Annotated in this window: 20 protein-coding genes; 9 read left to right on the forward strand and 11 right to left on the reverse strand. The window is 41.0% G+C overall.

The window, feature by feature from the left end; translation table 11 throughout:
• Nucleotides 1–139: 139 nt before the first annotated feature.
• The gene (locus AC1F2U_RS15680) at nucleotides 140–535 is read right to left on the reverse strand and encodes a hypothetical protein (RefSeq protein ID WP_480261929.1); all 396 of its coding nucleotides are present in this window, start codon (nucleotides 533–535) and stop codon (nucleotides 140–142) included.
• Nucleotides 536–1,024: 489 nt separating this feature from the next.
• Between AC1F2U_RS15680 and AC1F2U_RS15685 the strand changes: the two genes are divergently transcribed.
• The 3 genes from AC1F2U_RS15685 to AC1F2U_RS15695 all read left to right on the forward strand — a co-directional run bounded on the left by AC1F2U_RS15685 (nucleotide 1,025) and on the right by AC1F2U_RS15695 (nucleotide 4,726).
• Nucleotides 1,025–1,390, forward strand: a complete 366-nt coding sequence (locus tag AC1F2U_RS15685; protein WP_480261930.1) for a Coq4 family protein — start codon at nucleotides 1,025–1,027, stop codon at nucleotides 1,388–1,390.
• Between the two features lie 27 nt (nucleotides 1,391–1,417).
• On the forward strand, nucleotides 1,418–1,591 hold the full coding sequence (locus AC1F2U_RS15690; protein ID WP_480261931.1) for a hypothetical protein: 174 nt from the start codon (nucleotides 1,418–1,420) through the stop codon (nucleotides 1,589–1,591).
• Nucleotides 1,592–1,993: 402 nt separating this feature from the next.
• On the forward strand, nucleotides 1,994–4,726 hold the full coding sequence (locus AC1F2U_RS15695) for a zinc-dependent metalloprotease (protein ID WP_480261932.1): 2,733 nt from the start codon (nucleotides 1,994–1,996) through the stop codon (nucleotides 4,724–4,726).
• Between the two features lie 24 nt (nucleotides 4,727–4,750).
• Here the strand turns inward: AC1F2U_RS15695 and AC1F2U_RS15700 are convergent, their stop codons facing one another.
• Nucleotides 4,751–5,695: an alpha/beta fold hydrolase gene (locus AC1F2U_RS15700; protein WP_480261933.1), complete on the reverse strand. Its 945-nt coding sequence runs from the start codon at nucleotides 5,693–5,695 to the stop codon at nucleotides 4,751–4,753.
• 299 nt (nucleotides 5,696–5,994) lie between these two features.
• The gene (locus AC1F2U_RS15705; RefSeq protein ID WP_480261934.1) at nucleotides 5,995–6,504 is read right to left on the reverse strand and encodes a HugZ family pyridoxamine 5'-phosphate oxidase; all 510 of its coding nucleotides are present in this window, start codon (nucleotides 6,502–6,504) and stop codon (nucleotides 5,995–5,997) included.
• Nucleotides 6,505–6,562: 58 nt separating this feature from the next.
• Between AC1F2U_RS15705 and AC1F2U_RS15710 the strand changes: the two genes are divergently transcribed.
• Nucleotides 6,563–6,691, forward strand: a complete 129-nt coding sequence (locus tag AC1F2U_RS15710; protein ID WP_480261935.1) for a hypothetical protein — start codon at nucleotides 6,563–6,565, stop codon at nucleotides 6,689–6,691.
• On the opposite strand, the gene AC1F2U_RS15715 is transcribed toward AC1F2U_RS15710, so the two are convergent.
• A complete protein-coding gene (locus AC1F2U_RS15715; RefSeq protein WP_480261936.1) occupies nucleotides 6,668–7,324 on the reverse strand; it encodes a DUF3386 domain-containing protein in 657 nt (218 codons plus the stop codon). The genes AC1F2U_RS15710 and AC1F2U_RS15715 overlap by 24 nt on opposite strands.
• A gap of 100 nt (nucleotides 7,325–7,424) precedes the next feature.
• Here AC1F2U_RS15715 and AC1F2U_RS15720 point away from each other — a divergent pair, with 100 nt between their 5' ends.
• Together AC1F2U_RS15720 and AC1F2U_RS15725 are read left to right on the forward strand one after the other, a co-directional pair.
• Entirely contained in the window at nucleotides 7,425–8,087 is a 663-nt protein-coding gene (locus tag AC1F2U_RS15720; protein ID WP_480261937.1) for a LuxR C-terminal-related transcriptional regulator, read from the forward strand.
• Between the two features lie 483 nt (nucleotides 8,088–8,570).
• A complete protein-coding gene (locus AC1F2U_RS15725) occupies nucleotides 8,571–9,248 on the forward strand; it encodes a hypothetical protein (protein WP_480261938.1) in 678 nt (225 codons plus the stop codon).
• 105 nt (nucleotides 9,249–9,353) lie between these two features.
• On the opposite strand, the gene AC1F2U_RS15730 is transcribed toward AC1F2U_RS15725, so the two are convergent.
• The 4 genes from AC1F2U_RS15730 to AC1F2U_RS15745 form a co-directional block, all read right to left on the reverse strand.
• Complete coding sequence (locus tag AC1F2U_RS15730; RefSeq protein WP_480261939.1) at nucleotides 9,354–10,865, reverse strand: BamA/TamA family outer membrane protein; 1,512 nt, start codon at nucleotides 10,863–10,865, stop codon at nucleotides 9,354–9,356.
• 16 nt (nucleotides 10,866–10,881) lie between these two features.
• The gene (locus AC1F2U_RS15735; RefSeq protein WP_480262013.1) at nucleotides 10,882–11,688 is read right to left on the reverse strand and encodes a DUF3598 family protein; all 807 of its coding nucleotides are present in this window, start codon (nucleotides 11,686–11,688) and stop codon (nucleotides 10,882–10,884) included.
• Nucleotides 11,689–11,835: 147 nt separating this feature from the next.
• The gene (locus AC1F2U_RS15740) at nucleotides 11,836–12,066 is read right to left on the reverse strand and encodes a hypothetical protein (protein WP_480261940.1); all 231 of its coding nucleotides are present in this window, start codon (nucleotides 12,064–12,066) and stop codon (nucleotides 11,836–11,838) included.
• Nucleotides 12,067–12,154: 88 nt separating this feature from the next.
• Complete coding sequence (locus AC1F2U_RS15745) at nucleotides 12,155–13,057, reverse strand: cell division protein FtsX (protein ID WP_480261941.1); 903 nt, start codon at nucleotides 13,055–13,057, stop codon at nucleotides 12,155–12,157.
• Between the two features lie 383 nt (nucleotides 13,058–13,440).
• Between AC1F2U_RS15745 and AC1F2U_RS15750 the strand changes: the two genes are divergently transcribed.
• From AC1F2U_RS15750 to AC1F2U_RS15760, 3 genes are all read left to right on the forward strand, one after another.
• A complete protein-coding gene (locus AC1F2U_RS15750; protein WP_480261942.1) occupies nucleotides 13,441–13,728 on the forward strand; it encodes a Mo-dependent nitrogenase C-terminal domain-containing protein in 288 nt (95 codons plus the stop codon).
• Between the two features lie 498 nt (nucleotides 13,729–14,226).
• On the forward strand, nucleotides 14,227–14,790 hold the full coding sequence (def, locus tag AC1F2U_RS15755) for a peptide deformylase (protein ID WP_322668450.1): 564 nt from the start codon (nucleotides 14,227–14,229) through the stop codon (nucleotides 14,788–14,790).
• A 10-nt stretch (nucleotides 14,791–14,800) separates the two neighbouring features.
• Nucleotides 14,801–15,004 (forward strand): hypothetical protein, encoded by a 204-nt coding sequence (locus AC1F2U_RS15760; protein WP_094351396.1) that lies wholly within the window; start codon nucleotides 14,801–14,803, stop codon nucleotides 15,002–15,004.
• A 63-nt stretch (nucleotides 15,005–15,067) separates the two neighbouring features.
• Here AC1F2U_RS15760 and AC1F2U_RS15765 read toward each other — a convergent pair whose 3' ends face one another.
• From AC1F2U_RS15765 to AC1F2U_RS15775, 3 genes are all read right to left on the reverse strand, one after another.
• Complete coding sequence (locus AC1F2U_RS15765) at nucleotides 15,068–18,595, reverse strand: WD40 domain-containing protein (protein ID WP_480261943.1); 3,528 nt, start codon at nucleotides 18,593–18,595, stop codon at nucleotides 15,068–15,070.
• A gap of 267 nt (nucleotides 18,596–18,862) precedes the next feature.
• Complete coding sequence (locus tag AC1F2U_RS15770) at nucleotides 18,863–20,215, reverse strand: efflux RND transporter periplasmic adaptor subunit (RefSeq protein WP_480261944.1); 1,353 nt, start codon at nucleotides 20,213–20,215, stop codon at nucleotides 18,863–18,865.
• A gap of 303 nt (nucleotides 20,216–20,518) precedes the next feature.
• A complete protein-coding gene (locus AC1F2U_RS15775) occupies nucleotides 20,519–20,716 on the reverse strand; it encodes a hypothetical protein (RefSeq protein WP_480261945.1) in 198 nt (65 codons plus the stop codon).
• Between the last annotated feature and the right edge of the window lie 21 nt (nucleotides 20,717–20,737).

Consider the following 20,737-nt stretch of genomic DNA (forward strand, 5'->3'; position numbering starts at 1 on the left):
TCTTTCAGCAAGAAGAGTAAGCGCGTTACCCAAGAAGTGTTTGAAGACTTTGTTGATTTAATACCAACGTCTCTATGCGTAACTAATTTATTGGCGAAAAGTTATTACTACTTGCTGCCAATAGGATATTGTGACGCATTTAGGGTGCAACTTTGTTTGTGATATTTCTGCCTGCCTTTGCCGCACTATCCCCTACATCACTAGCAGTTTCTTGAGCGCCCTCTACATACCCAGATCCAAATTCTTTAAAGGCTTCTCCTGACTGTTGTCCAATCTTCTGAAGTCGTTCGCCAGGAGAAGCTTCTGTTTCACGAGCATCTTTAAACCACTGCCCTACTGTTTTCGGTCTTTGAGCATCATTCTGCTCTACCTTTTCACGAACTTTCTCTTTTAAGCCTTTGTCATTTTGCCCATCACTAACATTCGTTGTCAGCATTAGAAAACCAACTAAGACAACAGCTAAAAAACCTTTTATCTGAAGTCCTTTAAGCAGGGAATTGATCTGACTAATCGTTCTAGAAATCAAATTTATCATGCCAATTAACTTATTTTTTGGGGTACTAGTAAACACTAACTACAAAAAGGCAATTATCCTTCTAGCAAAAGGCATATTTTAGTTATAAAAAAGAAAAGCTTCTTCAACCCTGGGGAAGAGAGAACTTATTTCCGCTCTTTTGTGGATCTGAAAAAATACAATATTTGTAGATTGGGTTGAACAAAGCGAAACCCAACAAAAGCAAGGATTCTTGGTGCTAGATTACTCTGCGGGAAGCCTCTTGGTGTCTACGTTCCTCAAATAAAGCTACACCTGTATTTATAAAAACTAGTCACAGCAAGGGTTTCTGATTTTTATCTGTCAAGATTTCTAGTCTGTTATTTGGCCTGCTCACCTAACTATGTCCTCAACAGTTATTCGATGTTAGATAACTTTGATACAAAGTCTACCCCTGGTTCTTTCTCAACTGTTGTTAGCCCATTACGGAAAAGTATTATGCTCAAAAAGCTATAACAACTCAAAGCAATTATGGCTTATAAAAACTCAGAAAATTTGGGCGATCTTGCCATTCTTAAATCTGAGTTTTTTGGTACTAAAGTTTCTCCAAAGGTCGCTTCCAAACTACAACCAGTAGTGGGATATTATCCCGCAATTCATTTGAACCAATTAAGCCAATATCTTCAAGGCACTTTTGGACGAGAATATGCCAATTATATGCAAGCAAATCAACTAAAACCATTAAACATCAGCCCTGAACTAGAAGACGTTGCCAAACGTAATCTATTTGCTCTGCGATATTTAGTTACCCATGATATTTTTCATGTCTTGCTTGATTTTGACACCACTTATGCAGGAGAAGTTGGTGTACTTGCTTTTGCTGCTACACAAAACTAAAGTAAATCACTCAAAATCGGTCTGTGCTTGGCGAGATTGCTCTATCCAATTTTAGCTCCCCAACAAATCAAAGCGATTTTCGTCAACCTGGAGAAAGGGCGAGAACTAGGCAAGAAAGCTGATTTTCTGTTGGGCTACCGCTTTGAAGACTATTGGGAAGAACCAATTTACCATCTGAGAAAAAAGTTGAGATTACCATAAATTTCCACAATTCATCCGAAAAAAGGATTTACTTGCTTAATAACAGCTTTTTTAGAAGCCCTACTCTTTTTTTATAAAAAATGCTTGATATTGCTTAGGCTGCCAAATGTAGCACTAAATACATTTTTAATGCTACATTTGGTTTTTAATACAGATATAAGCAAAAAAAACATATACCTTTAGCTGTAAAACTTATCTGCCTTAAGACATAAATACTTAATGGGTAATTCCTAAAAAGCTACTAATAACAATTAATATTCACAGATTTTTAGGTCAGAGACATTGTTTATCTGACTAAGTGGATTTATATGGTAGTCCTTAGATATTTGAAGGGCTTGCAGATGACAAACTAATCCACATTTTTCCTCAACACGATAACTGCTTCAGGTGGAAAGCCAAAGGATGAAATACTGGATAACGAAATTAGTAATCTGTATAGTATTACTGTCTAACTTGTTTCTATCAAATGATTATGCAGAAGCAAACCAACTTTCAAATACTTCTAATATTGATGTACAGCAATTAAATACACTCCCAGTAGTTGAAAACGTAGCAAGTGCTGACAAGAATCTTGCTGAGATTAAAAAGGAAGATTTTTGCCGATTTAATGGGATTGTTAATCGGATAGATAAACTAGAGGGACTCTTCACGCTTTATTGCAGCGAGGATTCGGGAAAAGTTTTCTTAGAACTTAAGCCAGAGCAGCTAAATAAAAACTACCTAGCTATAGTGACATTGGAATCAGGGGTTGGGGAAAGTGGGATTTATAGTGGATTACCTCTCTCTGATTTTATCTTTTATTTCCGACGAGTAAATAATAGATTGCATTTTGTTGTGCGTAATGTAAAATTCCGTACAGATAGTATACCAGAACAGCGATCGCTTGCTCGTTCATTTAGCGATTCAGTTCTTTATTCACTCGAAATAGCTACTATCGATCCAAAAAATAAAAATATTTTGATCGACCTGAATGCACTGTTAATGCAGGATTTCCCTGGATTAACTCCTCTATTAAAATATTCTTTACAAGCTGATTACCGCTTAGATGTACGCAAGTCCTATTTTGGTGATGTTAACAGCTTCCCAGAAAACGTAGAAATTGATTCGATTTACGGTTTTTCATCATTAGAAGGCTCAAATTTAATCGCTGTACCCGATAGCAGGGCACTCACTCTAAAGGTACACTACAGTTTTTCTCAACTAAGAGAAAACAATGGTTATATTCCCAGACTTGCCGATGACAGAGTTGGATATTTTACTACTGCTTTCCAAGATTTCTCTAAAAATAATGCTCACGAATCATTTGTACGTTATATTAATCGCTGGCATCTAGAACCATCCGATCCTGATGCCCCCTTATCTCCACCCAAAAAACCAATTGTGTATTGGATTGAAAATGCTGTACCACTAGAATACCGCGATGCGATTCGTGAAGGCGTTTTGATGTGGAACAAAGCATTTGAAAAAGCCGGATTTAAAAATGCCATTGAAGTGCAGCAAATGCCAGATGATGCTAATTGGAAACCAGCAGATGTACATTACAACACCATTCGCTGGTTTAATTCTTTAGATGCAGGTTTTGCCAAAGGGCCGATGCGCGTCAACCCATTTACCGGGGAAATATTGGATGCAGATATCATTGTGGATGCCAATATGGTGCGCTTAGTTCAGCAAGAATATCACGCACTGATGGAGGCAAATTCATGTCAAGAAAATCCGAAAGGACGTGAAGACGCGGGGAAATTCCTGGATAAATTTGCGTCATCTTCCTCTGCTCACTTTTTCTCCTCAGAGTCCTGCTATGGTATGGAATCTTCAAATCAAGCAGCTATGGGGGCGCTGGCGTTGTCAATGTTGCCAAACACTACATTTAGTAATGAAACGATGAATGAGTATGTGCATCAATATTTGCGTTCTCTCATCGCTCACGAAGTCGGGCACACTCTGGGTTTGCGCCACAACTTTTACGGCAGCACCATGTTAGCGCCAGAAGAATTAAATAATATTAAAATCACTCGCACCAAAGGTTTAGTGGGTTCGGTGATGGACTACGTACCTGTGAACATAGCACCACAGGGAGTAGAGCAAGGTGACTATTACCCAGGAGTTATTGGGCCTTATGACGAATGGGCAATTGAGTATGGTTATAAAAGATCCCCATCAACAGCGCTTAAGGTAACTATTCCAGAATCAGAAAAAAGTTTTTTAGACCAGATTGCCCTAGCGTCGCCTCAACCAGAATTATCTTACGCAAGCGATGAAGATATCTGGGACATCAATCCTTTAGCAAATGTCTGGGATATGAGTAGTGATGTGCTACTTTATTCGCAGTGGCAAATGGATAATGCTCGTTTTATGTGGCAGCGTCTTGATAAAGGTTATCTATCGAAAGGCGAAAGCTATAGTAACCTGCGCCTTAAGTTTAATAGAGTACTTAAATATTATTTTCGGAACGCCACTTTGCTTTCTAAATACATTGGTGGACAATCGTTTCGGCGTGTCCATACCAGTAATGATGCTGCTTGGGCATTTGTACCAGTTTCACTTTTAAAACAACGTCAAGCATTGACAAAATTGCAAGAGTATGTATTTGCAGATGATGCTTTTAGTTTTTCACCACAATTGCTCAATCAACTAGCACCATCACGCTGGGAACACTGGGGTAGTTTTGCACCTAATAACCGCCTTGATTATCCAATTCACGATCGCATTTTGGGTTTTCAAAGTATGATATTGCGATCGCTATTAGACAGCGATCGCCTGAATCGGTTACAAGATATAGAATTAAAAACTCTGCCTGGAGAAGCGCTTTCCATGCCAGAACTGTTCGACACCCTGCAAACAGGCATCTGGACAGAAATTTTCGCCCCCGGAGAACCAAAGCCAATTTCTAGCATCCGGCGTTCATTGCAACGGGAGCATCTGAATATTTTGTTACAGATGATGTTGGGTACTACTAATACACCTGAAGATGGTCGGACATTGGCTTGGTATAAATTGCGCCAACTCCAAAAAGCCATTGATGTCAAACTCAAACAACTAAGTGAAAGCCTTGATGTTTACACCTTAGCTCACTTAGAAGCTTCTGGCGATCGCATCACTAAAGCATTAAACGCACAGTTAGTTTCTAAATAGTCATTTGTCATTTGTCATTTGTCATTAGTTATTCTCCCCTGCTCCCCTGCTCCCCTGCCCCCCTGCCCCTCTGCTCCCCACTTCCCCAAGATACCGCTGCAATAGACCAATGAAAACTTCTGGTATTTCCAAATGAGGTAATATTCCGGCATCTGCGATCGCATAAAAATCTCGAATTGCTCTTGGATTTAAATTTGCCAAGCGTTGTCCTAATTTGATGTCGGTAAATTGTGCTTTTTCTCCCCACAAAATGACGGTAGGAACTGTTAGTTGTTGAATATATAAACTCAAGTCAAAGTAAAGATCGCCTCGCAAAAATGCCAAAGCAGCAAACTTGGCATTAGGTTGTTGTGCCGAGGTTAAATAAGCCTCCACCATCTCTTGCGATACTCGTTGTGACTTGGCAAAGAGAAAACTTTGTAAAAAATTTCGGACTGCAATTTCATTTTCAGCACCAAGCATATAAATAAAATTGTCCAACAGAGGTGCATTGATTACCGAAAGCGGAAGTCTGCGTCCAGCACCCTGCCCAAAATCATCAAATCCAGAGGGGGAAACTAAAAACAGTGCTTTGAATAAATTGGGTTGAACAATCGCTAGGCGAATAGCAAAAGCGGCTGTGAGAGATGAGGCTACCACTGTCACCGGCTGGCGACAAGTTTGAATGATAAACTCTGCGATCGTGCTGAGATAATCCCTAATTTTATAATCTCGCACTGGATGGGCCGATTCTCCCCAGCCGATGAGATCGGGGGCTAAAATGTGGTAATTCGAGGCAAAAGCTGGGTAAACTTTAGACCATTCATAGGCAGACGCTCCCCCACCAAAGTTATGGAGAAATAGTAGTGGGGGTAATTCTTCAGTGTCAGCAATCGTCCAAGGTGCATTCGTTTGGGTATAGTAAACCATTGCTCCCAAGAATGTATGGATGACTTTATGCCCAAAGCCAGGAGGTTGAAACTGAAGCATAAAATTAAAAAGTTTAGTTTATTTGAATTTACATACAGTCAAACTAATTCAGGATTCAAAATACATCTGTCTGAATAGTTCAAGAATCAGGAGAAGATTTGATGAATCAATATATATACAGCATAATTCAGAATTTAGTAGCCAGAATTTAAAAGTCAAACAGGCTTTATACCTGGCTTTTAGACTTAGCTTGTGTACCTCATTAACTTGAAATTCGTCGTATCAATTACACTAGATTATTTCTAAATTCTAACTTCTGGCTCCTGGGTGCTGAATTATTACAATTCATAATTCATAATTTATCCTTGCTTTTTCTCGGCATCTCCTGTGATTTGAACAAGTTGATGAAGGTTATCACCACTAATATGATATGCTCCCCCAAAACCAACTACAAAACGACCTTCACTTGGGGTTAACCGGAAAATCCGAAAGTCAGACAAGCCGCGCAAAACCTCGACAATTTCACCAAACCGCTCTTGAAATTGCTCAACAATTTGATTCCACTTATCAGTTTCACGCTCTATCAAAGTTGCCGTACAATCAAAACTCAAACGACGACGGGCAAAAATTAGATTACTTTTAGCTTCATCCTCGATAAACAAGACACTAACATGAGGATTGGCATAGAGATTTTTGGTATGAGTCGAAAGACCACTGACGTAAATGTAGATATTTTTAGAATCATCCATTACAAAGGGAGCATAACTAGCATTGGGTATTGCCTGTGCGCTCACAGTGCTAATAATTACACTCTCAAATGCTTCAGGGAACTTTTCGTACTCAGCTTGAATGTTTTCAAGTTGACTCATAAAGTAGATTACCGCTTGATTAGGAACACCTAATTAAGTATCTTAACGTGATTGAGCGATGTCTATGAGGAGCTACAGCTACGCATGGAATGCCCAAAAAATAAAAGCGATCGCTCCCTTTAACTCAAGAGCGATCGCTAATTTTTCGATTTCAGAATACAGCTTAAGCAGCAACAGGTTCCAATAATTTAATGTCAGAGAAAATAAATTCCTGAGTAGAAAATTCTCCTGCTGTCTCGGTGCGAATCTCCCGACGATTTAGGATGAAATAGTCACCAACTTTTTCATACTCATCAATAAATTCGCTTCTACCGCCTTTTTGTTCCCCAGTTTTCGGGTCATGGTATACAGAGTCATAGCGATGAGACAGATAGCCTTCGCCGGTGTCGTGACTGCTAAAGGTGTCAATTGTGACATAAGTACCGTGGATTAAACGGTGAACATGGCAGACTTCATTATTGCGGACTTTGTATTTATCGCCCTCAGCCTTACCACCCATTAAAAGCTCAACCGCACCAGTTTCGTCAGTTTTACCATAGCTAAACGTATTGGCGCTGTGGGTGTCTTCAAAGCTGCGGCGGACGCGGTGAATTGCTATCTCCCAGGCTTGACCATGAATTGCTTTCTGGGCTGACTCGTCATCTACATCCAAAACTTCGGCTTTGAGATTACCACTGATGATAACTTTGCCTGTAAACACTTTATCATCATGTTTATAGGTAATATTTGCAGTATAACCAGGGAAATTCTTGTCCCAAGTATAGCGGTTTTCATAAGCAGCCCGGAAAAGTTCCTGAGCAGAGAGTTGTGTAACTGTCATGTGCTTCTCCTAGTCGCTACTGTAATTAGCGTTTTAGTTTCCTTGGTATTAGCATAGAAGTAATTGTTGAGGCTTGGATAGTCCCCAACTGGGTACACTTATGACTAATTCTCTACACGCTGTATTTCATGCGATCGCTAATGTCCAGAATGAGCAAGAGTTAAGACTCGCTCTCACGGATCGAATTAGCGAGCATTTTGGCGTGCAAAATTGGGGTATTTATCTCCTAGATGAGCAGCCAGCCACTGAGATTAATGTTCCAGGCATTCCAGCAGTATGCTTAGAGAGCAATCCAGTGGGACGCTATGTGGTTGAGCGTCATGCTCCCGCCCATGAACAGTTATTATTATCGCCAGGAGACTGGAAGCATTTTTGTTCGCGTTCCGACCACGAACACGTAATGACCGGGCCAATTGTTTGCGATGGTCGTCTTGTAGGAACGCTTAACTTGGCACGTGACAAGGGAAATCCTGCCTTTAATGGTAACGATTTAGCTGACTTGAGCGCTTTATGTATTCATTTGTCATCAAAAATGGCAACCCTACGGACAAAACCCAAAATCTCCAATTCTCTTTTAGTTAGTCCTTTAACAGCGCGTGAGTTAGAAATCGCCGATTTGGTGGCGCAGGGGTTAACGAATGCGGAAATTGGGGAAAAACTTTGGATTACGCAAAATTCCGTAAAACAAGCTTTGAAGAGGATGTTTCGGAAGTTGAAAGTTTCCGCGCGTGCAGAAATGGTGGCAAAGCTACAAGATATATAAGTTTCTTGAAGGAGGCAGGGGGCAGGAGGCAGGAGGCAGGGGGCAGTGTTTCGACTATGCTCAACAACCAGGGAGGGATTTTTGGGCTTTCTGCGTAGATTTGGGAATTATAACTATTAGCCGGACACGATATGAAAACTTTAGTTCTGGGTATAAAACCTAGTTTTCAAAGAAGAATTGTATTGAGTAGAGTGTAGCGAGATACAATTCTTCTTACTTTAATCTCACGCTTTTAAACGTGGGTTACTCCTGGCTTCTGCCTCCTGCCCCCTGGCTTCTGCCTCCTGCCTTCTGTTATAAAGACCTAACTGATGGTAATCTAAGATTGTAGAACCAAATGCAATAAAAACTTTTGTTTTTGACAGTTTTCTTTTTTGGACAATAGTAATATAAGTCGTGGATAAAGTCTTTAACAATTAAGACTTGGTTATCATTTAAGTAAGTTCTAAAGAACTGAGTTAGTTTTTTAACAGGAGAAGTAGGGTGCTTAACAACCTTCATCAGTTATTATCTCCCCGAAAGTGGGGAATTCCCCTCGCGGGCTTAGGCTTACTTCTCGGTTTGGGCTTTCTAGCCAAGCAAACTCAAGTAACATCATTTACAGATTCTCGATTATCATCGGCTCGGATTGACAAAACCTCCGAAAACTCTCTTTTGTCGCAACTTAGAAAAGTTCGAGAGCAAAGAAGTCAAGTTAATGCAGCTTCTGGAGACGGAAAAACAGTACCTACAATCACAGCGCTGGTTCCAGGCGATGGGGGAACTACAAAAAGCGCAAGAGTTTTACCAAAAGCAAATTTTCCTGTAAAAGATGGGATTTACCTCTATGGTCAATCTCCAAAACCCAACCAGCTTGGTCAAGGTTATATCATATTTCAAAAGCAGCAGGACAAGGTAAGGGGTGCGTTGTATATGCCCCAATCAGAGTTGAATTGTTTTCAGGGTACAATCAACCCATCAGGAGAGTTGGCGATGACGGTTAATACTTCGTCAAATGAAGCCAGTTCTGAACAATCGAATCAGGTAGCTACAAGCAATAGACTGCCCAAAGTTGGTGAGGATGAGTCAAATTCTTATGCTTACTCCCTGGCTCTGCAAGACTTTTATCAGTTAAATTCGATCGCAGCGAGCGATCGCCGCACGTTACAAATGTGCAAGTAATCTCCAATATTTTGATTATGTCCTTTTGGACTAGACACACTCAAGCAGCCCTGAGTGTGTTACAAACTAATCCTCAGTAATTTTCTAGAACTTTTCCGCCACCCGTTAAAATCGCTGACCTGTTGTAACTTCAAATCTAAGTTCTCCTCGATCGCTAATTCCTAAATCACCTCGAATCAGCCCAAAGGATGACTTGACGCGCAATCCTAAACCGTAACCAAAACCACTTCCGGGTTTATCTCGTAGCACTCCTGGTTCTCCTAGCACGGTTTCGCTAGACCCGAAATCTGAGGCGAAGTCAGTAAAAAGAACTCCTCCGATTGAGTAAGAAATTGGGAAACGATATTCCACAGAAGCTAAACCATAACTCCGACCACTGGCAACTTTTCCATAACCGTAACCCCTAACAGAATCTAGTCCACCAATATTAAAAGCATCAGCCGGTGGAAAGTTTCCAATAGTCGTACCAATTTGTAAATTAATCGCCAACATTTCTGGATTGTCAGTTGGTCTACCATTACCGATCCAACTAACTGGTAAATACTGAATATAATCTCCCAATAGGCGGTTGCTAGAAATATTACCCAATCCAATCGGAATTGCTTGTTCTGTGCTGAGAGTGAGAATCGATCCTTGAGTCGGATTTTCTCGGCGATCGCGTTGATCTCTGGATACAGAAAATAATACTGTATATAAGTCATCAATGCCAGTACCGCTGACAGATAAAGGATTCCCTAAACTATCGACCTGTGCAATGTTATAGTCGCGATCGCGTAGGCTAATTCTGGTGTAATTCAAACTTATAGCTGCATCCCACTCATCAAAAGATCGTAAAACTCCTACAGAACCGCCAAACCTTCCCTCGCGTACTTTGTCACCGTTAGACAATCTGATATCTTCGTTGAAGGTTCCCGATATATTACGATTACGAAAAGCTCTGATGCTGTAGCCTAAGCGGTTTGGTTCTTGAGGACGATAACGACTAGTAAACTGACCATTAAATTGGACATCTTTACCGCTGATTTGCACAGTTGTATCTAATTTATCGTTAAGACCGCTGATATTTTCATCTTTATAACCCACCCGACCGAATAATCCAACATCTTCGTTACTACCGCCTCCTAATATTAGAGAAGGGAAGTTACGCTCTTTAATTTCATAGATGAGATTAACGCTGTTGCCATCTTCTTGTCGATAAACATTGACTTCATTAAATGATTCTAATCTCCGCAATCGTTGCAAATCTGCTTCTAGTAAATCTTCACGGAATACCTCACCAGGTTTGAGTTTCAGCAGACCAATGATAAACTCTTTTTGAGTACGTCCTTTGATCGGCTGACCTTTGTCATCGACCAATTGATCTTTGTTATTAACAAAACGAATCTGGATGTCTTTGACAATTCTTTGGGAAAATTCCACAGACTGGGTATCTACTGGAGTTAATCCGATATAGTCACCATATTTTGCATACCCTCCTTCTATCTCTAATGTTGGTTTGGTTGCCACAATATTACTAGTGCCATCTTCAGTAGAAGATTGCGAGTCTGCAACGGCCTCTAGATTTTCTCCAGCTATTAAGATGACTGCGATCGCAACTACAGCTATTTGAATATACATAAATAAAGCTTTTTCATTACACCCTTTCTTCAGTAACTAATGTCAAACTAACCCATTCGCCTTTCTCGTTGTAGCTGCGAATCATCCGTTGGCGCAGGTTTGGCTGGATTAACCAACCCACTTCTATAAAAAATGGTTGGCGTAACTGCACTTTGACAGGTGATGTTGCAGAAGCGCCATCTGGTAGAAATAATACTTGCACCTGCCTTTCTGGGTTTTGGTCAAAGAGAACAATCGGGCCTTTGATGGTAGCAGTTGAGGTAATTGTGCGTTCTGCAAAAGAGGTACTTTGAATTAATCGCCCAGCATCATCAAGTTGTAATTTCAAGGTTGTAGAGTAAGTATCAGGCGATCGCAAATCTGGATATATTGTCAGTGCTTGACCTTGCCATTCTCCCAACAAATCATTTATCTGCAAAGTTGGACGTTCATCTGCTGGGGTTCCAGCTAGATGTTCTCGAATTAAGATTAATTCCTTTAGCTGACCAGTATTATCAAACAGTTGTACCAGACGCAAGCGGCGATTTTCATGAACAAAAGCGAGTTCTCCACCAAATTCGGAAAATGGCCCTAACTGAATTAAACCTTCTGAAAAGGAACCATTTTCAAAAAATAATAGACCCCCTCCCACAGAATTAAATTCTCTGATTATATCTTGTCCCGAACGGCTCAGAGTGAGACGCACTTTCTGGCTATTGTTCAAATGTTCTAGGGAAAGACAACTAGGAGTATCATTCAAAAGTGTTCCTTGGGGGGAAAAATTCGTAAATGAACCTTCCCAAACACCAAGATTCTGCAAAAAACATTCCCATTGTGATTTCATAGTTATTTTGTCATTTGTCATTGGTCATTTGTCATTTGTTATTTGTTATTTGTTATTTGTTATTTGTTATTTGTCATTGGTCATTTGATTAGCCCTGAGAAGTTGATATGTAGGTTTAATTTCATATTCGTTCAAGCAAAACTTCAGTTATTCTTTTAAAATTTTGAAAATTCCGAGTTCAGAAGTCGAAGTTCCCAGTTCAGAAGTCGAAGTTCCAAGTTCAGAAGTCGAAGTTCCCAGTTCAGAAGTCGAAGTTCCAAGTTCAGAAGTCGGAGTTCCGAGTTCAGAAGTCGAAGTTCCGAGTTCAGAAGTCGAAGTTCCGAGTTCAGAAGTCGAAGTTCCGAGTTCAGAAGTCGAAGTTCTAAGCTCAGAGGTCAAAATTCCGAGTTCAGAGGTCGAAGTTCTAAGCTCAGAGGTCGAAGTTCCAATGACAAAGGACAAATGACCAATGACAAAGGACAAATGACTATCCTTTAGCAAAACGTCGGACAGCAAATAAGCTCCCCATTAATCCTACAGCTGCACCGAAACTTAAAAGAATCAGAGGCAATAATAAAATTTCTGCTGGCGTGAGTTGCACTCTGTTGGTGATGACTTGGATAAACTCAGGTTGATTGACTAGCAACTTACCGAGAAACTGTTGAATCACAGAAATGAAACTCCAAGCGATCGCACCACCAACCAAACCAAAAGCAATTCCTTGTAAAATAAACGGGAGGTAAATCCAAACAGAAGTCGCTCCCACTAGTTGCATAATTTCAATTTCCTGGCGACGCGCCATGACAATCAGCCTAATTGTGGTGGTAGTAACTGCGATCGCTGTTAAAGTCAGAATCATCGTAATTGTTAAAGTAATCCAGTTCAGACCCCGGTGCAACTGGGCAATGCGTTTGACTGCTTCATCGACATACTGCACCGTCTCAACTCCTCGTAATTTAGCCAACTGTGTTGCTAAGGTTGGTACAACTTGAGAATTACGTGCTTTCACCTTCATCTCATCAACCAAAGGATTCTCACCCAGCTGCTGGGTAGCACCCTCAATATCAGAAATTCTCATTTCCTTAACTAACTTAGTCCAAGCTTGTTCTTTGGTAATGGTTTTTATCGCCGCCACCTCTGGCATTTTGGCGATTAGTGGCTCAATACTTTCGATTTGCGTATCTGGTTCGAGATAAACTGATACTTCTAGCTGGCTACCAAACTGATAGAGGAGTTTTTCGACTTGCCAAGAGGTTTGCAGACTCAAGCCGAATAAAAACAGTAACACCGTCACAGTACTGACAGCGGCCCAATTCATCCAACCTCCCCGCAATAAACCGAGGAAAGTTTCTTTCAGCAGATAATCAAGTTTCGTGAAAGATTTAAACACACATCACCTCAAAATTTGAACTTAACGCCAAAGCACTAAGTTCAGCTTTTGCGTTTTTGCGTCAATAACACCACTATTTATAGTCAATGGTGCAAAGTTTGCCAATATATCAGCTTTTATCTATTGCTACTTTCTTCTTCTGTCCTCCTACTGCCTTGACCATTCACTCGATATTCATACCATTTGCCACAGATATACTCACTATTGCCTCTAACAGTTATTGATAATAATTGGCTAGCTGTTCTAGTTTCTCAGCAATTCTACGGTTCTTTAAACTGACCTCCAAAAAGTGGAAAAATAGTTTGGTATTTATACTATGTTTTTCTCTGGATATCGTAGTAATTTGATAGGGAGAAACAGATTGATGGAAGGAAAGTTGAATCATGAACTTATTAAATAAAGCCAATTTGGACAATAGCTTCTTAAACCAGATTCGCTATCAGCTTGAGTCCGTAGAAATACATAATTCTAATCTAGCTCGACTATTGTGCAAGATAATTCCTTCCAATTGCCCTTTTGCAAGAACTGTTAAAGTTTTCGGTCGGACTCTGTTTCAGATTCCACCTTTATGTAAATTGAACCCTCTTTATGAACAGATAGTTGGTCTTCGTTTTAAGTGTTTATTATATTTAGTTAATGAATGTGGTGAAGATGCCAGAAAATATTGCTAAACATAGGTTTCCATCAATAAAAAATTGATTGGAGAAATCTTTTTACTAAGAAAAATTGTATAGAAATCCTAGTTGCAATCAGGGGTGAATCAGAAATAGGCTGGTGAACGACTTACAATCGATTTCACATTCGGTGAGGCTCAGAAGTTTTAAAAGTACTGTTTAATGATGTCAGCCTCGATAAAAGGATCGCTCCAAGTATGGTGCAACGTGACTTCACAATAATTATTTTGGAGATTGGTACTACGTCTAAGGGGATATTTAAAAAGTATTATTGCTAACAATACAACCTCGGAGACCTAACCCCTAGCAAACCTTACTGACGATAAAATAAGGGTTTCACAGCCTCTCACTCTTGGCATCAGCCTGCCGTTAGGCAAGCAAAAAGAGGAATGGCAAGTGGGTTTTTGGTATACTCCAGGACTTTTTAAACATCCTCTAACTGAGATTGATAGAATGAAAATAGTAGGAATTTTCACCATCTAGCCATCGAGACTCATGCCCTCTGAAATTGCTGTCGAGAAAAAAAAGTTAAAAAATCCACCTTTGGAACTTCATTATTTAGGCGATCGCGTGCTGCGTCAAGCTGCAAAGCGGATTTCTAAAGTTGATGACGAACTTCGCCAAATAGTGCGCGAAATGCTGCAAACTATGTACAGCAAAGATGGCATTGGTTTGGCTGCACCCCAAGTAGGAATTCACAAACAACTAGTTGTCATCGACCTGGAACCAGAGAACGCAGCTAATCAGCCTTTGGTGTTGATTAACCCCACTATTAAACAAGTCAGCCGCGACCTCTCTGTTGCCCAAGAAGGATGCTTGAGTATTCCCAACGTATATTTAGACGTAAAGCGCCCCGAAGTCGTAGAAATTGCCTATAAAGACGAATACGGTCGTCCCCGGACATTAAAGGCTAATGACCTCTTAGGACGCTGCATTCAGCACGAGATGGATCACCTTAACGGCGTGGTATTTGTAGACCGTGTAGAAAACTCCTTGACTTTAGCCCAGGAGCTATCTAAGAATGGCTTCTCGTATCAAGCGGTGAAACCAATAGCATAGGGGGGCAATAGTGTATTTAACTCCAAAAAGCAGTTTATTTCTGGGTGGTTCTTGTGTAAGTGCGATCGCAGCCGTCGGTTCGATTTTTGAACTCGGTTACGGACAACCAGATTTTGGTTTCACAGCCACGGCAATTATCCTGGTATTAAGCATTCCACTTACAGGATTATTTTTCTTTGCCGCAGTTAAGGATGCAAGGGCTAACATGAAATAAGCATCAGGTACATAAAAAAGGTAAAAGGATGAAGGAAAAAGGCAAAATTCATTCTTTTACCTTTTATTTTTGCTCTCCATCTTCCACTGCCCCTAAAGCTTTTAGCGTCACTAACTGCGCTGCGGTTAATCCTGTAACCCCGATAATATTCATTTTTTCATAGGGTCGTGGCGATCGCAGTGTTCTTCGACACTCACCCGTAGATACATCCCAAAGCTTGATTGTCTCATCTTGGCTACCACAAATCAGAGTTTGACCATCGGGACTAAAGGCAACTGACTTTACCCAATTAGCCCCCTGCAAAGTTTTAAAGCACTTGCCATTATAGACATCCCATAATTTTATCGTTTGGTCTTCACTGGCACTAGCTAAAATTTGACCATCAGGACTAAAGGCAACTGACCAGACTCGGTTAGTATGTTCTTGCAAAGTTGTGAAGCACTTGCCCATGAAAACATCCCATAACTTCACTGTTTGGTCATCACTACCACTAGCTAAAGTCTGACCATCTGGGCTGAAAGTAACCGACCTGATCCGATTGCTATGTCCCTCTAAAACTTGGATGCATTCTCCTGTATAAATATCCCATAACCTGACTCTTTGGTTTTCACTACCACTAGCTAAAGTTTGACCATCGGGGCTAAAAGCAACCGATCTTACCCAACTGGTATGCCCTTTCAAGGTTTGGAGACATTTGCCGGTGTAGATATCCCATAATTTCACCGTTTGGTCGTCACTGCCGCTAGCTAAAATTTGACCATTTGGACTAAAAGCAACCGATCTAATTCTATTGGTATGTTCCTGCAATTTTTTCAGACATTGCCCCGTCTGAACATCCCATAATTTAATTGTTTGCTTTTCACTGCCGCTAGCTAAAATTTGACCATCAGGACTGAAGGCAATCGAACGTACCCAACTATTATGCCCTTCCAGAATTTTGAGGAACTTATCGTTACGGACATCCCATAATTTCACTGTTTGCTTTTCACTGCCACTAGCTAAAATTTGACCATCGGGACTGAAGGCAACTGACCTGACTCGATTGCTATGCCCTTGCAAGGTTGTCAAGGACTTACCATCCTGGACATTCCATAACTTCACTGTTTGGTTTTCGCTACCACTAGCTAAAGTTTGACCATCGGGACTGAAAGCAACTGACCTTACCCGATTGGTATGCCCCTGGAAGGTTTTCAGACATTTACCATCACGAACATCCCATAATTTCACGGTTTGGTCGTCACCACCGCTAGCTAAAGTTTGACCATCGGGACTAAAGGCAACCGACCATACCCGATTAGTATGTCCCTGTAAGGTTTTCAAGCATTTACCATTACGAACATCCCATAATTTCACGGTTTGGTCGTCACTGCCAGTAGCTAAAATTTCACCATCGGGACTAAAAGCAACCGATCTTACCCAACTGCTATGTCCCTGGAAAATTTTCAGGCATTTACCATCACGGACATCCCATAACTTCACTGTTTGCTTTTCACTGCAACTAGCTAAAGTTTGACCATCGGGACTGAAGGCAACTGACATAATTCGATTGGTATTTTCCTGCAAAGTCATCAGACATTTGCCGATGTGGACATTCCATAACTTTATTGTTTGGTCTTCACTGCCACTAGCTAAAGTTTGACCATCAGGACTAAAGGCAACTGACCTGACCCAATTGCTATGTCCCTGCAAGGTTTTCAGACATTTACCATCACGAACATCCCATAACTTCACTGTTTGGTCATCACTGCCACTAGCTAAAGTTTGACCATTGGGACTGAAAGCAACTGATTTTACCCAACTGCTATGTCCAATACAAGTAAAAAGTAGCTTTCCATCGTCAACTTGCCACAAGTAAGTCTTGCCATCAGCATCACCCGTAGCCAAAAGTTTTCCATTCGGGCTAAATGCGACTGACGAAATACTAACTAATGTTTCGGCAAAAACGCATTTAGCTAAATCGCTATTGGCAAAATTTACCCGATGCAAATTCACAGTTTGTAAATATGCTTGCCAAATGGTCAGATTTGAAAAGTCATAGCCGCTAAAATCAATTTGTAATTGACAAAGAATATTTAACAGATTTCCACTTGCATATCCTGCTGTTTGGGGAATCTGTCGCAGGGACAATAAAATTTGATATAGATGATGTTCAATATTTTTAGCATATCTAAAAATAGTTGATAACCTATATATTATTGGTTTAATAATCAGAGTAATCTGAGTGTTTCTAATATAATCTTTGGCCGTCGCTTCCATTAAAGCATGGCTGATAAATAGTCTAATATTACGAGTGGTAATTTCGTCACAAACCTGTTCAATCAGTTGGTCGGTGATGTATTCCATGACCACAGATTGAAGGGTGAAAAGTGCTGTTCTTTGTTCAATTAGCGATCGCCTCCGTAGAGATTCTAGCGCTTCCATCACTTCCCTTTTGGTCAAGGGACGCACAAGATCGTTTAGCAATTCGTCAAGAGAAACTAACTCGCGTTTGATTGCTAACCAATAAATTATTTCTTTTTCGATCTCTGACAACCGCTCAAATTGCTGGTGTAGTAAATTTCGGGTGTCGCCAAAAATTATTTCTCCTTCAGCAAGAAAGGCAGCGATATCACCATCAAATAACTCCCGAATTGGCTCAGAAACTAGCTTTAACGCTAAAGGATTGCCTGAATACTTCTCAACTAGCTTGGCCCATTCCTGTTGTGAGCCAAATAACCCTTTATCTTGAAGAATTTCTTGCCCTTCTGTTTCTCCTAAGCCAAGTAATGATAATGTTCTGACTGGTGATGCTTCTCCTTCTAAAGGAGCAAATTCTTTTGGTTTTTCGCGAGATGTCAGCACCAAGCAGCTTTGATGTGGTTCTTCCCCTACCCGACTAAGTAGTTGACCATAATCTTCGTATTCTTGTCTATATTGTCCGGCGCGATCGCCTTCTTGTAAAATTGTCTCTGTGTTATCAAATACCAAAAGACAACGACGCTCTCGTAAATAATTAATCAGCAGCGTTACTTTACCATCTACGCTTTCTGGCAAATTTGTTTCTCTCTCATCAGATAAAAACCCGATTAGATTCGCCAACATCTCTGCAACAGGTGGCGCATTGCGGAGACTCCGCCAAATCAAATACTCAAAATTCTCCTGAACTTCCTTTGCCAGTTTCACAGATAAAGCAGTTTTGCCGATTCCACCCATTCCCAGTATTGCCACTAGTTGGCAGTTATCCTTAATCAGCCACTGCGTTAGCTGAGACAATTCTGCTATGCGTCCTCGAAAAAAGCAGACACCAGGCGCTTCACCCCAATCTTGACGGTTTTGGGTAATGGATTTCTCAGTCTGTGAAGATGCTTGATACTCAGATTCTATAACTTGCTGTAACTTAGTGAGCTTTCCTGGGCCGCTACCAGTAACATTAAATTTCTTGTAGACTTCGCTCAATCTTTTGCGTACTGCTTCGGCACTGATTGCCAATCTTTTCGCGATCGCATTTGGCGATTGTCCCTCAACAGCATATAAAAATACTTCTATCTCGCTGTTAGACAAGCAGCGTTTTTCGGCTAAAGCCAAAAGAACGTTTTCGGGAATGACACTCATACTCACCCAAAGACACATTACAAACCAATGTTATCTCACATAGTGAGATAACATTACTGCTAATACGTTATTCCCTCAATATTTCGAGGTAGACATTTGTTGCTCTGAGAATGCTTTCTTCGGCTTTGTCGTTCTTTTTCTGACGGGGTGCGCGATCGCGCTGATGAGTTTAGTGTAACTCTCTATTCTTGGCGCTCTTGGCGTACTTGGCGGTTCGTTTAATATTCCGTGCATCCTCATACAGAACTAATATTAGATACATTGAGTCTACTTAGTTTGTGCAACTGGCTGCACGCGCAAACCCTCTGTCTCATCAACCGTAGGAGTGGCAATCAGCGATTCATTTCCTGTCAGACCTGATGTAATTTCTACTTCAGTACCATAATCTCGCCCAACGGCAACTTTTTGATAATGCACTGTGTGGTCTTTGGTTACAGTTGCTACCTGCGTACCTCCGCCATTAACGACTAAAACACTATCTGGCACAACAAAGGGAGGATTGGTGCGGTTAATGGCAAATTTGACATTGGCATACATCCCAGGTCGCAGCGTCGCGTCTGAATTGTGTACTTCTAATTGTGTCAGCAAAGTGCGAGTAGTTGGATCTATAGCGTTGCTAGTACGCACTACTTTACCCGTAAACACTCGTTGGGGTAACTCTCTGACTGTAATTTGTGCTGTTTGTCCGGTTTGAAGTGACTGCGATAAACTCTGTGGAACACTCACATTTACCTTTAGATTGTCATAAGCAGCAATAGTATAAAGGCTGCTATTGCTATTGTTAGTGTTGCTGGTACTGGTACTGGTGTTGCCATTACCTGCTGAAATTAAAACACCTGTATTGACATTACGTGCAGTAATCACTCCTGCAAAAGGAGCAGTGACTTTCTTATAAGATTGCAATACGGTATTACGCTGGAAGTTTGCCAGACTTGCGTAGGCGTTAGCTTGTGCTGCTTTGATGTTGGCAGAGTCAGAATTAATAGTGTTTTGTGCTGCCTCAACGCTGGCAAGATTAGCTTGATATGTAGCATATTTTGTATCTGCATCTTGTTGAGGTACTGCACCTTGTTTGACAAGAACTTGCCAGCGCTCCCAGCTCTGACGTGCGATCAATAAATTAGCGCGGGCTTGCTTCAAATCAGAAATACTTTTAGCTAAATTAGCACGAGTTTGAGATACATTGGCTTGTGCTTGCGCTACCTCTGCTTTCGCTTGCAGAACTTGCTGATCGGTATCTGGTGAATCAATTTCTGCCAACAACTGACCGGCTCGGACGCGATCGCCAATATCTGCGTACCACCGCCGTAAATACCCAGTACTGCGAGCGTAGATGGTCGTTTGATTCTGGGCTACAACACTGCCAGGTAGTTCCACTTTCGTAGCACCAGTAGCGCGACGGGGAGTGATTACGTTGACTGAGGGTACAGTGCTTGCTTCCTTGACTGCTGCTTGTAATTCTGACTTTTGGCCCAACCGGGGTAGAATGCCTATTGCCAGTAAGCTACCAAAAAAAACAGCACCAATTACAGCCCAACCAATTCCACCGATGCCGCGTTTTTGTTTTCTAGAAGTAGTTTGTTGTTCAGAATCAGGAGATGGACGATGCTGAGAATCCATAAGTAAACTGTCCTGTATTATCTTAATTTGCAGAAATTTAGCAGCTAGAGTCATTACCATTATTAGACTTCTTGCAGAAGTTCCATTCGTCGGGTAAGGAGTAAAGGGGAAAGCAGCTTAGAGGATGTTTTAAAAGTGGTTGGCTGTAATTTTAGGCACTTGTTGATCCCCCCAACCCCCCTTAAAAAGGGGGGCAAACTTTCTCAAAGTCCCCCTTAAAAAGGGGGATTTAGGGGGATCTAAAACGTTTTTATACCGACCAGAGGACGTTTAAAACATCTTCTTAGAAAAAACTCTTTTCCTTTAACCTTTTCCCTTTCCCCTACGGTGTACACACAAGTTTCTGACCTGCACATTAATTGCATTGACTTGCACCTTTGTTGCATCGACTGGCACATTAATTGCATTGACTTGCACCTTTGTTGCATCGACTGGCACATTAATTGCATTGACCTGCACCTTAATTGCATTGACCTGCACCTTTGTTGCATTGACCTGCAAAAATTAATCTACTCTACGTAA

The sequence above is a fragment of the Nostoc sp. LEGE 12454 genome, assembly GCF_056620565.1.